Source organism: Musicola paradisiaca NCPPB 2511, assembly GCF_000400505.1.
Lineage (GTDB): Bacteria > Pseudomonadota > Gammaproteobacteria > Enterobacterales > Enterobacteriaceae > Musicola > Musicola paradisiaca.
The window spans coordinates 1,925,265-1,939,849 of sequence record NZ_CM001857.1; the positions used below are offsets into that span (position 1 = coordinate 1,925,265).

Here is a 14,585-nt window from a genome sequence, read left to right on the forward strand (position 1 = left end):
AATTATGCCAGGCGAAGGTTGCCTAAAGGCACGCAACTGCAAGCGAGCAGGGTGCCATCTTCTCTTTTTGCTCCGCTTTTCAATTCAGCGACTTCTCCGTCCAGCAGCGTCAGTTTGCAGCAGCCGCATAATCCCGCCCGACAAGAGTAGGGAACACGAATACCTTGCTGTTCCAATTGCTCCAGCAGTATCTGTTGATTGTCACCCTGAAAGCGTTTCCCCTGAAAATCGATTTCCACGCTGTTTTCCGCCATGGGCGGCGGTGCGAGCGTTTCTACCCGCCGTCCGGCGCGATAAGGACGTGGTGGATGTGTCGCCAGAATGTCGACGTTGTCGCCGGCGCGCAAAATCCCCTGATTGCGGGCGATCAGATTGAGACCGAAATCCACGTCGCCGTTGTCGGCGGTGCGGTAGCCCTGCAATGTCGCCAGCGGTTCGCTTGTCGGATGGTGTCGCCCGCGCTCCGGGCTAACGGTGGTCAGGATGCAGCGGCTGCAGGGTTTGACGACATCGAAAATCACCTCGCCGATACGCAATGTTTTCCAACTGTCCTCCGCATAAGCGGCCGCACCGCTGACCACCAGATTAGGACGGAACTGCTCAAGGCGGATTCCTGCCGGGCAGCGCTGGCGCAAATCTTCAAATGAGGCTTCATTAATCAGCAAAAACGGGTAGCCGTCAGCAAAACCGAGCGGAATATCGGGATGACGTTTAACCCGTCGTGATAGCGCCCAGCCCTGCCAACGCAATTGCACCGGGCGTTGCAGGTAATGGCTCAGCCAGTGGTTGACGTGCTCCGGCGCGATGCCGGCCTGGAAGTGGTTTCCCCACACTTCCGTGGGATGCGTCGGGGCGGCGAATTCGTCAAACCGGATGTGCAGGTAATCGCCATCCGGCGCGCGCAGGCTGATCCCTTCGTGGGTCAATGCGGTGGTAAACAGCACCAGTTGGGGAGATTGCCGGGCGGTAATAAAAGTGCCATCGGGTTCACTCACCATCAGAATACGATCGAAACTCAGTCCGCTAAGACCGGCGAAGGATTGGGAAAGCTGGAGGCCGCGCATGGATTTGACTGGATGGACGAAAAGCCGACTTAACGCTATCACGGGGGGACATTCCTTGCTGATGTAAAGCGGCAACTTTATGACAAGCCGTCGGGATTGGCTATAATGCGCCTCAATTTTCTTTAAGGTGATAGCTGCACTATGAACTCTCTGTTTGCCAGCACGGCGCGTGGTTTGGAAGAACTGTTAAAAAGTGAACTCGAGGCGCTGGGCGCGCAGGACTGTACCGTAGTGCAGGGCGGCGTACATTTTCAGGGTGACGATCGCCTGCTTTATCAGGCGTTGATGTGGAGCCGTCTGGCGTCGCGCATCTTGCTGCCACTCAAAGAATTCAAGGTTTACAGCGATTTAGATCTTTATCTGGGGGTGCAGTCGGTAGACTGGCCGACGGTGTTTGACGTCCGTAGTACCTTCGCCGTCAGCTTCACCGGCACCAATGAGGATATTCGCAACAGCCAGTATGGTGCGTTGAAAGTCAAAGATGCCATCGTCGACAGTTTCAGCCGCAAAGTCGGGCAGCGTCCGGATGTGGCGCGCCAGCAACCGGATATACGTGTCAATGTCTTTCTGAATAAGGAAAAGGCCACCCTGGCGCTGGATCTCAGCGGCGAGGGGCTGCATTTGCGCGGCTATCGTGAAATGGCAGGTCAGGCGCCGTTGAAAGAAACCTTGGCGGCAGCCATTGTGCTGCGTTCCGGCTGGAAAGCGGGAACGCCGATGGTGGATCCGATGTGCGGCTCCGGCACCTTGCTGATTGAAGCGGCGATGATGGCCTCGGATCGTGCGCCGGGGCTGACGCGCCAGCACTGGGGGTTCCTTGCCTGGAGCCGTCACCAGCCTGAACTGTGGCAAAGCCTGGTGGCCGAGGCGCAACAGCGTGCTCGTGCCGGCTTACCGGCAACGACGTCGCGGTTCTTTGGCTCCGATATTGATGGCCGGGTGATCGATATCGCTCGCGCCAATGCCCGCCGGGCGGGCGTGGACTCGCTGATCCGTTTTGATGTGCAGGATGCCGCCCGCCTGCAGAACCCGTTGCCGGCCGGGCCGGTGGGTACCGTGCTCAGCAACCCGCCTTACGGCGAACGTCTGGAAAGCGAACCGGCGCTGATTGCACTGCACAACCTGTTGGGACGCAAAATGAAAAGTGCGTTCGGCGGCTGGCAATTGTCGCTGTTCAGCGCATCGCCGGCGCTGCTCGATAGCCTTCAACTGCGTGCCGATCGTCAGTTCAAAGCGAAAAACGGCCCCCTGGATTGTGTGCAGAAAAATTATCGGTTGTCGGAGAAAAGCAGCGACGCTGCGGCGCCGCTCGCGGAGGACTTTGCCAACCGCCTGAAAAAAAATCTGCGCAAGCTGGAGAAATGGGCCAGCCAGCAGGGTATTGAATGCTATCGGTTGTACGATGCCGACCTGCCGGAATACAACGTGGCGGTGGATCGCTACGGCAGTCGGGTGGTGATTCAGGAATACGCGCCGCCGAAAAGTGTGGATGAACAGAAAGCCCGTCAGCGGCTGTTTGATGTCATCAACGCCACGATTGCGGTGCTGAATGTGCCCGCCAACCAGTTGGTGCTGAAGACGCGCGAGCGGCAGAAGGGTAAAAATCAATACGAAAAACTGGCGGAGAAAGGTGAGTTTCTGCAGGTGCGGGAGTTTGACGCTCACTTGTGGGTGAACCTGACGGACTATCTGGATACCGGGCTATTTCTGGATCACCGCATTGCCCGGCGGATGCTGGGCGAAATGAGCCAAGACAAGGATTTCCTCAACCTGTTCGCTTATACCGGCACTGCCAGCGTGCATGCCGGCCTGGGCGGCGCGCGCTCCACCACGACGGTCGATTTATCCCGTACCTATCTGGAATGGGCGGAAAAGAACCTGCGGCTTAACGGGTTGACCGGGCGGCAACATCGTTTGATTCATGCCGACTGTCTGGCCTGGATGCGTGATACGCGCGAACAGTTCGATCTGATTTTTATCGACCCGCCCACGTTTTCCAACTCCAAGCGGATGGACGCCACCTTCGACGTGCAGCGCGACCATCTGGCGTTGATGAAAGATCTCAAGCGCATACTGCGCCCTGGCGGTACCATTATGTTTTCCAACAATAAACGCGGTTTCCAGATGGATCAGAACGGGCTGGCTGCGCTGGGGTTGACCGCGCAAGAGATCACCGCGCGCACGCTTTCGCAGGATTTCGCCCGTAACCGTCAGATTCATAACTGCTGGCTGCTGACGCATGCCGGAGAGGAAAAGTAACACCATGTCATTGATCAGTTTATCCGGTGCCTGGCTGTCGTTTAGCGATGCGCCGTTGTTGGACGATACCGAACTGCACATCGAAGAAAATGAGCGTGTCTGTCTGGTCGGCCGTAACGGCGCCGGCAAATCCACGCTGTTGAAAATTTTGTCGGGAGAGGTGCCGTTGGATGACGGTCGCCTGGTGTATGAGCAGGATCTGGTGGTGGCCCGCCTGCAACAGGATCCGCCACGGGATGTCGAGGGGACGGTATTTGATTTCGTCTCGGAAGGCGTAGCGGCGCAGGCCGGATACCTCAAAGCGTATCACGCGGCGTTGCGTCGGGTGGAGGACGATCCCAGCGAGAAACATTTGAACCAACTGGCGAAGATCCAGGAAGTGCTGGAGCATCAAGAGTTGTGGAAGCTGGAAGATCGCATCAATGACGTGCTGGGGCAGTTGGGGTTGTCGGCGGATATGCCGCTATCAGCCTTATCCGGCGGCTGGTTGCGTAAAGCGGCATTAGGACGGGCATTGGTCAGCGCGCCGAAAGTGTTATTGCTGGATGAACCGACGAACCATCTGGACATAGAAACCATCGACTGGCTGGAAGGCTTTTTGAAAACGTTTCAGGGGAGCATCGTGTTTATTTCTCATGATCGCTCCTTCATTCGCAATATGGCGACCCGCATCGTTGATCTCGACCGCGGCAAGCTGGTGTCCTGGCCGGGGGATTACGACAAGTATCTGCTGGGCAAGGAAGAAGCGTTGCGGGTGGAAGACCTGCAAAATGCGGAGTTCGATCGCAAACTGGCGCAGGAGGAGGTTTGGATCCGGCAGGGCATCAAAGCCCGACGTACCCGTAACGAAGGGCGGGTACGGGCGTTGAAAGCCATGCGCCAGGAGCGTGCCCAGCGGCGTGAGGTGATGGGCTCTGCCAAAATGCAGGTGGAAGAGGCTGCTCGTTCCGGCAAAATCGTGTTCGAACTGGAGCAAGCGTGCTATCAGGTCGACGGGCGCACGCTGATCGACCATTTCTCCTCGCAGGTTCAGCGCGGCGACAAGATCGCGCTGGTGGGGCCGAACGGATGCGGTAAAACCACACTGCTAACACTCATGTTGGGGCAACTGAAACCATCCAGCGGCCGTATCCACTGCGGCACCAAACTGGAAGTGGCCTATTTCGACCAGCACCGCGCCGAGCTCGATCCGGAAAAAACCGTGATGGATAATCTGGCTGAGGGCAAGCAGGAGGTGATGGTGAATGGTCGCCCGCGTCATGTCCTGGGCTATTTACAGGATTTTCTGTTTCACCCGAAACGCGCAATGACGCCGGTCAGTGCGTTGTCCGGTGGTGAACGCAACCGTCTGTTGCTGGCGCGTCTGTTTCTGAAGCCCAGCAATTTGCTGATCCTCGATGAACCCACCAACGATCTGGATGTGGAAACGCTGGAGCTGCTGGAAGAACTGATCGAGCAATATCAGGGCACCGTACTGCTGGTCAGCCACGATCGTCAGTTTGTGGATAACAGCGTGACCGAGTGCTGGATTTTTGAAGGCGATGGCCGTATCGGGCGGTATGTCGGCGGCTATTATGATGCACAACAGCAGCGCGCATCAGCCACGCCGTTGCGTCAACCGACATCGGTTAAACGGGATGAGCGCGAAGCTACGCCGTCGGGCACCGCAGCGCCTGCTAAGCGCGCATCGGGGAAACTCAGTTATAACCAGCAGCGGGAGCTGGAACAGTTGCCGCAGCAGATTGAAGCGCTGGAACAACGAATCGACTCGCTGCAGCAGCAAATGAACGATCCGTCGTTTTTCTCTCGTCCCCATGACGAAACGCAGCCGGTACTGGCGGCGTTGGCGGAGGCGGAGCAGCAACTGGAGAACAGCTTTGAGCGCTGGGAAGCGCTGGAAGCACAGAAAAACGGATAATCCCTGCGCGGTTAACGGCACGGCGCGTTGTGCGCCGAGGCCGAAAAGGAGGCAGCGCATGTGTACGCATCACGACCACTACGATCGTCATATGCTGTGCCCACAGTGTGATTTGCTGGTTGAACTGCCGGCACTGCAAGACGGGCAGCGGGCGGTGTGTCCGCGTTGTAAAACCGCGCTTTCCAGTCGCCAACGCGAGCCGCGCTGGCGACCTGCCAGTTTCGCGTTCAGTGCGTTGATCATGCTGGTGCTGTCCACGTTGTTCCCGTTTGTTTCCATGAGCGTGGCCGGTATCACCCGTGAGATTACGCTGCTGGAAATTCCCCAGGTGATGGTGGCGGAAAACTATGTCAGCGTGGCGACGCTGTTCCTGCTGTTTGTGCAGTTGCTGCCGGCGTTTTCCATGGCGGCGATACTGCTGCTGTGTCTGCGCGCGCCGCTCTCTGAGGACATTCGCCGCTGGCTGACCCGTATGCTGTTCCTGCTGAAAACCTGGGGCATGGCGGAAATCTTTCTGGCCGGCGTGCTGGTAAGCTTCGTCAAGCTGATGTCTTACGGGCAGATCGGTATCGGCGCCAGTTTTATTCCCTACATCGTGTTTTGCGTCATGCAACTGTTGGCTTTCCTGAATCTGGATCGCCGCTGGTTGTGGGATGACGTCGCACCGCCGCCGCCGTTGCCGATGGGATTGACCAGCGGGCGCAGCGGGTTATTGCAGGGTGTGCGCTCCTGTTCTTGTTGCAGTGCGATTTTGCCGGCGCAAACGCGCCGCTGCCCGCGCTGTCATACCCATGGACATATCCGGCGGCATCAGAGTCTGCAATGGACGCTGGCGCTGCTGATGACCTCGCTGATGCTGTATGTGCCTGCGAATATCCTGCCGATCATGGTCACTGAAGCGCTGGGCGAGCAACTCACCTCCACGATTATGTCCGGCGTTATTCTGTTGTGGGAGATGGGGTCATATCCGGTGGCGCTGGTGATCTTCATCGCCAGCATCATGGTGCCGACGCTGAAAATGCTGGCATTGGCATGGTTGTGTTGGTGTGCCCGGGGCCATCATCATCATGATACCGAGCGGATGCATCGGGTCTATGAGATGGTCGAATTCGTCGGGCGCTGGTCGATGATCGATGTGTTTGTCATTGCGGTATTGTCGTCGATGGTGCGTATCGGCCGTCTGATGAGCATTTATCCGGCGATTGGCGCGGTGCTGTTCGCCGCAGTGGTGATTCTGACCATGTTCGCCGCGATAACGTTTGATCCCCGTTTGTTGTGGGATCGCGATAATCATGAGTTAGAGGAGACGTCTGTTGACGAACACTAAGCGCAGCGTAGCGGAGATTGAAACCATCAAGCGCTGGTCTCCGGTGTGGATTGTTCCTATTGTCACGGTGCTGATCGGCGCCTGGATTCTGTTTTATCACTTTAGTCATCAGGGGCCGGAAATTACGCTGTTCACCAGCAATGCCGAAGGCATCGAAGCGGGGAAAACCACGATCAAGAGCCGCAGCGTGAATGTTGGCATCGTGGAGACCGTCGTGCTGACCGAGGATCTGCATCGGGTGGAGGTGAAGGCCCGGTTGAACGACGGTATGGATAAGCTGTTGAACAAGGACGCGGTATTCTGGGTGGTTAAGCCGCAGATCGGGCGCGAGGGGGTTTCAGGGCTGGGTACGTTGTTGTCCGGCGCCTATATCGAACTGCAGCCAGGGACGGATAAGGCGCAAGCTCGCGAGTTCCAATTGCTGGATTCGCCGCCGCTGGCGTCGCCTAATGCTCGGGGGATCCGCATCATGCTCAGCAGTGAGCAGTCGGGGCAACTGTCGCCGGGCGACCCGGTGTTGTTCCGGGGGTATCGGGTCGGGTCGGTGGAAACCGGTCAGTTTGACGCCAATGCGCGCAAGATGACCTATCAACTGTTCATTTCTGCGCCGTATGACAGCCTGGTGACGACCAACGTGCGTTTCTGGAAAGACAGCGGCATCGCGTTGGATCTCTCGTCGCAGGGGATGCGGGTTGAAATGGGGTCAATAAGCACCCTGTTGACTGGTGGCGTCAGTTTCGATGTTCCTGCTGGCTGGGAGTTAGGGAAATTAGCCCGTGACCGTGATGAATACAGACTTTTTGACAGCAAAAATAGTATTCAGGATTCGCTGTATACCGATTACAAAGAGTATTTGATGTTTTTTGATGAGTCGGTGCGTGGCTTGCAAGTCGGGGCTCCGGTCGAGTTCCGTGGAATTCGGCTGGGGACGGTGATGGAAGTGCCGTTTTTTCCACCCAGCGTGTTTCAGCGCTTCGACAGCGATTATCGCATCCCCGTTTTGGTTCGTATTGAATCCGAGCGGTTGAAAAAAAGTGTACGTGACAAGCTCAATCTCGATGAGGAGCTTGAGAAAAGTTTAGCCCTGGGGCTGAGCGCTTCGCTAAAGACAGGGAATCTTCTGACCGGTGCACTGTATATCGATTTGGATTTTTATCCGCAAAGCAAAGGCAAACGCCCTGTCTTACAGACAGTGGATGGTTATCCAGTATTGCCGACGGTCAATGGCGGGTTGACGCAAATCCAGCAGAAACTGATGGCGGTGCTGGATAAAGTCAACAATCTGCCGCTGAATCCGATGCTGGATCAGGCCACTAAAACGTTGGCGGAAAGTCAGTCGACCCTGCGTGAGATGCAGAAAACGCTGGCGTCGCTGAACCGCATTACCGCAAGCCCGGCCATGCAGCAGTTGCCGGACGATCTACAACAGACGTTGCGCGAACTGAATCACAGCCTGCAGGGCGTACAACCCGGCTCTCCCGCCTATAACCGCATGGTGAGCGACTTGCAGCGGCTCGATCAAACCCTGCGGGAACTGCAACCACTGTTGCGTACCCTGAACGACAAAAGCAATGCGTTGATCTTCGAGGCGCCCGGCGCCCAGGATCCTCAACCGAAAAAGGCGAAACCATGATGAAGCGCTGGTCGTTGCTGCTGCTGTTATTGCTGGGGGCCTGCAGCAGCCCGCAAAAAAATTATTATCAGTTACCGGCGGTTACGGCATCGTCCGCCGTCGTCAGTAAAACGTCCGGGCGGCAATTGCTGGTGGCGCCGGTGACATTGACCGATGCGCTGGCCGGAAACGGCATCGTGTTTCAGACCTCGGACGTCAGATATACCCTCACCACGCAGAACCAGTGGGCGAGCCCGTTGGATCAGCAATTGCAATTGGCATTGTTGACGGCATTGCGCAGTGGGCTGCCGGGCTGGGATGTGACGACCAGCGGCGCCGGCGCGACGCCGGTAACGCTTCAGGTAAACGTTACGGCGTTCCAGGGGCGATTCGACGGGCGGGCGATAGTGCGTGGCGAATGGGTTCTGCGCGATAAATCCCGCGTCGTCACTCAGCCGTTTAATGTGGAAGTTTCCCTGCACGAAGACGGTTACGATGCATTGGTGAAAGCGTTGGCGCAGGGATGGCAGCAGGTGTCGCTTTCGTTGGCTCACCAGGTTGCCGCGTTGTCCTGAACCGGTTCGCTTCCCGGGCATAGCAAATACCTCTGAATACTATTTTTGTGAGCTGTTTCACTATTCAGGGGTTTTGTTTTGCCCTCAAGCTGTTAATGCATCATTCCAGCGGCCGTGAGAGAAAAACTCACCAAATTAGTGCATAAATGTGACAGCGGTATGACTTTCATGGCTTGATCTTCTTTTCCCGAATGGCTATTCATAACCTGTGGTTGGCCGAAATCTGACCACTGTTTTCTTTCCACCAGAGTCAACATGAGGGAAACAAGGCATGAAGAGACAAAAACGAGATCGTCTGGTTCGGGCGCATGCAAAAGGGTATCAGGCTGGCATATCAGGGCGTTCCAAGGAACTGTGTCCTTATCAAGCGGTCGATGCCCGGTCTCACTGGTTGGGAGGTTGGCGAGAAGCCATGGAAGACAGGACGGTGATGGCCTGACTCCCCGCCTGTCAGTCACAAAAAGGGAAATACCTCCGCCAAGGCGGAGGTTTTCGTTTCCGGCGTATTAGCGTGCAAGACGGCTGTCGACTGCATCCGCCAGCATCGACAATAACCGGGTGCTATCTTCCCAGCCAAGGCAGGCATCGGTAATGGATTTTCCCCAGGTCATGGCGCCTGGGGACGTCATAGGCTGATTGCCTTCTTCCAGAAAGCTTTCGACCATAACGCCGGCGATGGAGTGTGAACCTGTGCGAATCTGGCGGCAAATATCCTCAGCGACGACCAACTGCCGCTGGAATTGTTTCTGGCTGTTGCCATGACTGCAATCCACTACCAGACGTGCGGGCAAATCATGGGTTCTCAGGGCATCGCAGGCCGCGGCGATATACTCCGCTTGATAATTGGGCTCAGCGCCGCCTCGCAGAATCACATGGCCGAACGGATTGCCCTGGGTCTGATAGACGGCCATTCGCCCTTGTTTATCCTGCGACAGAAACATATGGCTGGCGCGCGCCGCCCGGATGGCGTCAATGGCGATGCGGACATTGCCGTCGGTACCGTTTTTGAATCCGACCGGGCAAGAGAGTGCGGAGGCCATTTCACGGTGGATCTGGCTTTCCGTTGTCCGCGCCCCAATCGCTCCCCAACTGATCACGTCGGCAATATATTGCCCTGTCACCGTATCGAGGAATTCTGTGGCAGTCGGAAGGCCTAGCTGATTGACGTCCAGCAGTAGCCGACGTGCCAACCGCAAGCCTTCATTGACATCAAATGACCCATCCAGATAAGGGTCGGCGAGCAATCCTTTCCAACCTACGACCGTTCTGGGTTTTTCAAAATAGGCCCGCATGACGATTTCCAACCGTTCCCGGTAATAGCTTTGCAATTCCGCCAGCCGATGCGCATATTCGAGCGCGCTTTCCGGGTGATGGATGGAACAGGGGCCGATTACCACCAGCAGGCGGTGATCGTGACCGGTCAGAATATCTTCAATGCGCGATCGCGCCTTGAGCACCGATTCGGCCGTGCCGGCGGTCATCGGTAGGGCGGTAAGCAACGCATGGGGGGACATCAGATCGGTGAGGCGTTTACTGCGCAACTCATCAGTTTGGTACATGTGTAATCTCTGAATGCTTTAACGTGATAAACGAACGGAGCGTAAACCAATAAAACGGCAACCGGATCGCAATGATCTCGGTTGCCGATAACACTCCGCGAACCGTAATGAGGAGCATTCTATCACGATGTTCAGTACATACGACGGTTGATACCCATGATGTCAATGATACGGGCAGAGATTTCTTCTACGGAATAGTTAGTGGTATTGATGTAACGAATCTGATGGCGGCGAAACATCGACTCGACTTCACTCAGTTCCATGCGGCATTGCCGCAGCGAGGCGTAACGGCTGTTGTTGCGGCGTTCTTCACGGATGGCGGCCAACCGTTCCGCATCGATAGTGAGACCAAACAGCTTATGTTGATAGGTTTTCAGTGCGTCCGGTAATCGCAGGTTATCCATGTCGTCTGCAGTAAAAGGATAATTCGCCGCCCGGATGCCGAACTGCATGGCCAAATAGAGGCTGGTCGGCGTTTTGCCGCAGCGGGAAACACCCAGCAGAATAATCTGCGCCTGATCGAGGTTGCGCAATGAGATACCGTCGTCGTGCGCCAGCGTGTAGTCGATGGCAGCGATACGGGCGTCGTATTTGATCAGATTATTGGCGGTCAGGCCGTGTGTTCGATTGGCGACCGGCGAGGGGGCGACGTTCAGTTCTTGTTGCAGCGGAGCGACCAACGCCTGAACGATATCCTGACAAAAGCCTTCGCTATGGGTAATGATGTCGCGAATTTCCGGGGTGACGATGGAGTAGAACACCAGCGGGCGTAAGCCGCTCTGCTGGTAAAGGGTATTGATCTGTTCACAGACTGCACGGGCTCGCGCTTCGTTTTCGACGAAGGGCAGGGTGTAACTGACGGTACTGATGGGGAACTGGGAAAGGACGGCGTGTCCCAGCACTTCGGCGGTAATCGCCGTACCGTCTGATACGTAAAAGACACTTCTCTCCACGGGAACTCCTTGCTGTTTTTTTGTGATGATAAAAATTATTCGTGCCGAAAATTGTCGGTTCACGCCAATTTTTATTAAAACATCATTTCATTATCTCAATGATTCAGATGCCTTTCTTTTTCAATATTGGGATTTTTCCGCGTTATGACTATTTAGAATAGTGGATTCCATTTTTTTTAATAGGTTGATCGATTCACCTTTCCGTCCTTTCCAAAACCCTATGCTACGCTCAAAACGCTGAGACCGATTCCCAGCAAGATATTTCATACCCTAATTGTATGCAGAAAGGATTATTTTCGATGTCCAACAATGGCCCTGATATGCGTAATGTCCTGTGGTATAACCAGCTTGGTATGCACGACGTTGAGCGAGTGGGAGGTAAAAACGCCTCGCTGGGGGAAATGATCACCAACTTGTCGGAGCTGGGCGTATCCGTTCCGAATGGTTTCGCCACGACTGCCCAGGCGTTTAATGACTTTCTTAATCAGAGTGGAATCAACCAGCGTATTTATGCGCTGCTGGATAAAACCAACGCGGATGATGTGAATCAACTGGCTAAAGCGGGTGCGCAGATTCGTCAGTGGATCATCGATACGCCGTTCCAGCCTGAGCTGGAACAGGCTATTCGCGATGCATACCAGCAACTGGCCAATGGTGAGCCGGATGCTTCTTTCGCCGTGCGTTCTTCCGCTACCGCAGAAGATATGCCGGATGCTTCCTTTGCCGGCCAGCAGGAAACCTTCCTCAATGTGCAAGGCATTGATGCGGTGATGGTGGCGGTGAAGCACGTGTTTGCTTCGCTGTTTAATGACCGCGCCATTTCTTATCGTGTACATCAGGGGTATGACCACCGCGGCGTGGCGCTTTCCGCCGGCGTGCAGCGTATGGTGCGGTCTGATCTGGCCGCGTCAGGCGTGATGTTCACCATTGATACCGAGTCCGGATTTGATCAGGTGGTGTTTATTACCGCCGCGTGGGGGCTGGGTGAGATGGTGGTGCAGGGCGCGGTCAACCCGGATGAGTTTTATGTCCACAAGCCGACGTTGCTGAGCGGAAAACCGGCTATCGTGCGCCGTACCATGGGGTCGAAAAAGATACGGATGGTCTATGCCGCCAGTCAGGAGCATGGCAAGCAGGTGCGTATCGAAGATGTGCCGGAATCAGAGAGCGCCCGTTTTTGCCTGTCGGATGACGAAATCCAGGCGCTGGCGCATCAGGCGCTGTTGATTGAAAAACATTATGGTCGTCCGATGGATATCGAATGGGCGAAAGATGGCCATACCGGCAAACTGTATATCGTTCAGGCGCGTCCTGAAACGGTGCGTTCCAACGGGCAGGTGATGGAGCGTTATCAGTTGCAGGCGAAAGGCAAGGTGTTGGTCGAGGGTCGCGCCATCGGCCATCGCATTGGCGCTGGCGAGGTCAAAATCGTTAATAACATCAGCGAAATGCACCGCGTTAATGCCGGCGATGTGCTAGTGACTGACATGACGGATCCTGATTGGGAACCGATCATGAAAAAAGCGGCGGCGATTGTGACCAATCGCGGCGGTCGCACCTGCCATGCGGCGATTATCGCGCGTGAACTGGGTATTCCGGCGGTGGTCGGTTGTGGCGATGCGACGGAACGTTTGCGCAATGGCCAGAAAGTGACGGTTTCCTGCGCCGAGGGCGATACCGGTTATGTTTATCAGGATCTGCTGGACTTCTCTGTGGACAGTTCGCAGGTTGACACCATGCCGACATTACCGCTGAAAATCATGATGAACGTCGGCAACCCCGATCGGGCGTTTGATTTTGCTTGTCTGCCGAATGAAGGCGTGGGTTGGCGCGGCTTGAGTTCATCATTAACCGCATGATTGGCGTTCATCCGAAAGCCCTGTTGGAGTTTGATCAGCAACCTCCCGAATTGCAGCGCGAAATCCGCACATTGATGCAGGGATATCAGGATCCGGTCGAGTTTTACATCGAACGGCTGAGGGAAGGCATTGCAACGCTGGCGGCGGCGTTTTGGCCGAAACGGGTGATTGTCCGCCTGTCCGACTTCAAGTCTAACGAGTACGCCAACCTGCTGGGCGGTAGCCGTTATGAGCCGGACGAAGAAAACCCGATGCTCGGCTTCCGTGGCGCAGGTCGTTATGTCTCGCCGGATTTTCGTGCGTGTTTTGCATTGGAGTGCGAAGCCGTCAAACGTGTGCGCAACCTGATGGGGCTTACCAATGTCGAGGTGATGATCCCATTTGTACGCACCGTTGAGCAGGCGAAGGCCGTCGTCGACGAGTTGGCTACGCAGGGGCTGAAACGTGGAGAAAACGGTCTCAAGATCATCATGATGTGCGAGATTCCTTCCAATGCTTTGCTGGCCGACGCATTCCTGCAGCATTTTGATGGGTTCTCGATCGGCTCCAACGATATGACGCAACTGACGCTGGGTCTGGATCGCGATTCCGGCGTGGTGTCGGTACTGTTCGACGAACGTAACGATGCCGTGAAAGCGTTGCTGGCAATGGCGATTCAGGCAGCGAAGAAGCAAGGAAAATACGTCGGTATTTGCGGTCAGGGGCCTTCTGATCATGAAGATTTTGCCGCCTGGTTGATGGAGCAAGGGATTGATAGTCTGTCACTCAACCCGGATACCGTCGTGCAAACCTGGTTGAGCCTGGCGGGTCAACGCTGATGCTGTTTGCTGTTCGTTGAGTTCAGGCGGCGCCTCGCATGATGACGGGGCGCTGCTCTGGAGATGAAAACCATCCGTATCGGATGCTAACTGTTTAGCATGGCTTATCGGTAACGTGCACAGGAGATTACATTTCTGTTTTCTGCACGGATACCGTCCGGCTGTGACGCGGTGGCATTAACGACAACGGATGGTTTTCTTTTTTCCAGTGCGGGTGAATAGTTCAGGAAGAGAGTAAAGCCGACTGCGAAAGAAGCGCGGCTCGCGATCAACCTTATGCTCGTACCCTATGGACAGGGTGGCGTGAAAAAAGCAGCGTTCTCCGGTAGTGCGCGATGAACCAAAAAAAGCCCATCTCGGGGGATGGGCAAAGACTACACACAGCAATTCGTTACTGGTTCTTGATGAGGAGAAACCTCAATCAACAAACATTACGTTAACAATAGCTCCGGGATTAATACTAGAAATTCAGCGCTTGTGAGTCATTAAGAATCATCCTAATGGTTAATAATTTTTTAATAATGACCAAAGAAAGAATACCTTAGATTCAATAAAGTTGAATAAAAAATACCTAATACAGGCACTAAAAATGAATTTTTATTGAGATTTGTCTTAAACACATAAGAGCGATTATAGAGTTT

The 14,585-nt window shown here is 55.3% G+C and carries 9 protein-coding genes and 1 pseudogene; 7 read left to right on the forward strand and 3 right to left on the reverse strand.

Annotated features, from left to right (window positions below; genetic code table 11):
• Positions 1-2: 2 nt before the first annotated feature.
• The gene (locus tag DPA2511_RS08490; RefSeq protein ID WP_012765262.1) at positions 3-1,106 is read right to left on the reverse strand and encodes a YcbX family protein; all 1,104 of its coding nucleotides are present in this window, start codon (positions 1,104-1,106) and stop codon (positions 3-5) included.
• 99 nt (positions 1,107-1,205) lie between these two features.
• Between DPA2511_RS08490 and rlmKL the strand changes: the two genes are divergently transcribed.
• From rlmKL to rmf, 6 genes are all read left to right on the forward strand, one after another.
• Positions 1,206-3,323, forward strand: coding sequence for a bifunctional 23S rRNA (guanine(2069)-N(7))-methyltransferase RlmK/23S rRNA (guanine(2445)-N(2))-methyltransferase RlmL (gene rlmKL / locus DPA2511_RS08495; protein ID WP_012765263.1), 2,118 nt, complete (start codon positions 1,206-1,208; stop codon positions 3,321-3,323).
• A gap of 4 nt (positions 3,324-3,327) precedes the next feature.
• Positions 3,328-5,241: an ABC transporter ATP-binding protein gene (locus DPA2511_RS08500; protein ID WP_012765264.1), complete on the forward strand. Its 1,914-nt coding sequence runs from the start codon at positions 3,328-3,330 to the stop codon at positions 5,239-5,241.
• Between the two features lie 58 nt (positions 5,242-5,299).
• The gene (gene pqiA, locus DPA2511_RS08505; RefSeq protein WP_012765265.1) at positions 5,300-6,568 is read left to right on the forward strand and encodes a membrane integrity-associated transporter subunit PqiA; all 1,269 of its coding nucleotides are present in this window, start codon (positions 5,300-5,302) and stop codon (positions 6,566-6,568) included.
• Entirely contained in the window at positions 6,555-8,201 is a 1,647-nt protein-coding gene (pqiB, locus tag DPA2511_RS08510; protein ID WP_012765266.1) for an intermembrane transport protein PqiB, read from the forward strand. Before pqiA ends, pqiB begins: the two co-directional genes overlap by 14 nt.
• Positions 8,198-8,755 (forward strand): membrane integrity-associated transporter subunit PqiC, encoded by a 558-nt coding sequence (gene pqiC / locus DPA2511_RS08515; RefSeq protein WP_012765267.1) that lies wholly within the window; start codon positions 8,198-8,200, stop codon positions 8,753-8,755. The genes pqiB and pqiC overlap by 4 nt, the downstream gene beginning before the upstream one ends.
• A gap of 271 nt (positions 8,756-9,026) precedes the next feature.
• A complete protein-coding gene (gene rmf / locus DPA2511_RS22760; protein ID WP_012765268.1) occupies positions 9,027-9,194 on the forward strand; it encodes a ribosome modulation factor in 168 nt (55 codons plus the stop codon).
• Between the two features lie 67 nt (positions 9,195-9,261).
• Here the strand turns inward: rmf and DPA2511_RS08520 are convergent, their stop codons facing one another.
• Both DPA2511_RS08520 and ppsR read right to left on the reverse strand, forming a co-directional pair.
• Complete coding sequence (locus DPA2511_RS08520; protein WP_012765269.1) at positions 9,262-10,314, reverse strand: 3-deoxy-7-phosphoheptulonate synthase; 1,053 nt, start codon at positions 10,312-10,314, stop codon at positions 9,262-9,264.
• 131 nt (positions 10,315-10,445) lie between these two features.
• The gene (ppsR, locus tag DPA2511_RS08525; RefSeq protein ID WP_012765270.1) at positions 10,446-11,267 is read right to left on the reverse strand and encodes a posphoenolpyruvate synthetase regulatory kinase/phosphorylase PpsR; all 822 of its coding nucleotides are present in this window, start codon (positions 11,265-11,267) and stop codon (positions 10,446-10,448) included.
• 299 nt (positions 11,268-11,566) lie between these two features.
• On the opposite strand from ppsR, the pseudogene ppsA reads away from it, so the two are divergent.
• Positions 11,567-13,944 (forward strand): annotated as a pseudogene (ppsA, locus tag DPA2511_RS21345) (phosphoenolpyruvate synthase).
• The last annotated feature ends 641 nt before the right edge of the window (positions 13,945-14,585 follow it).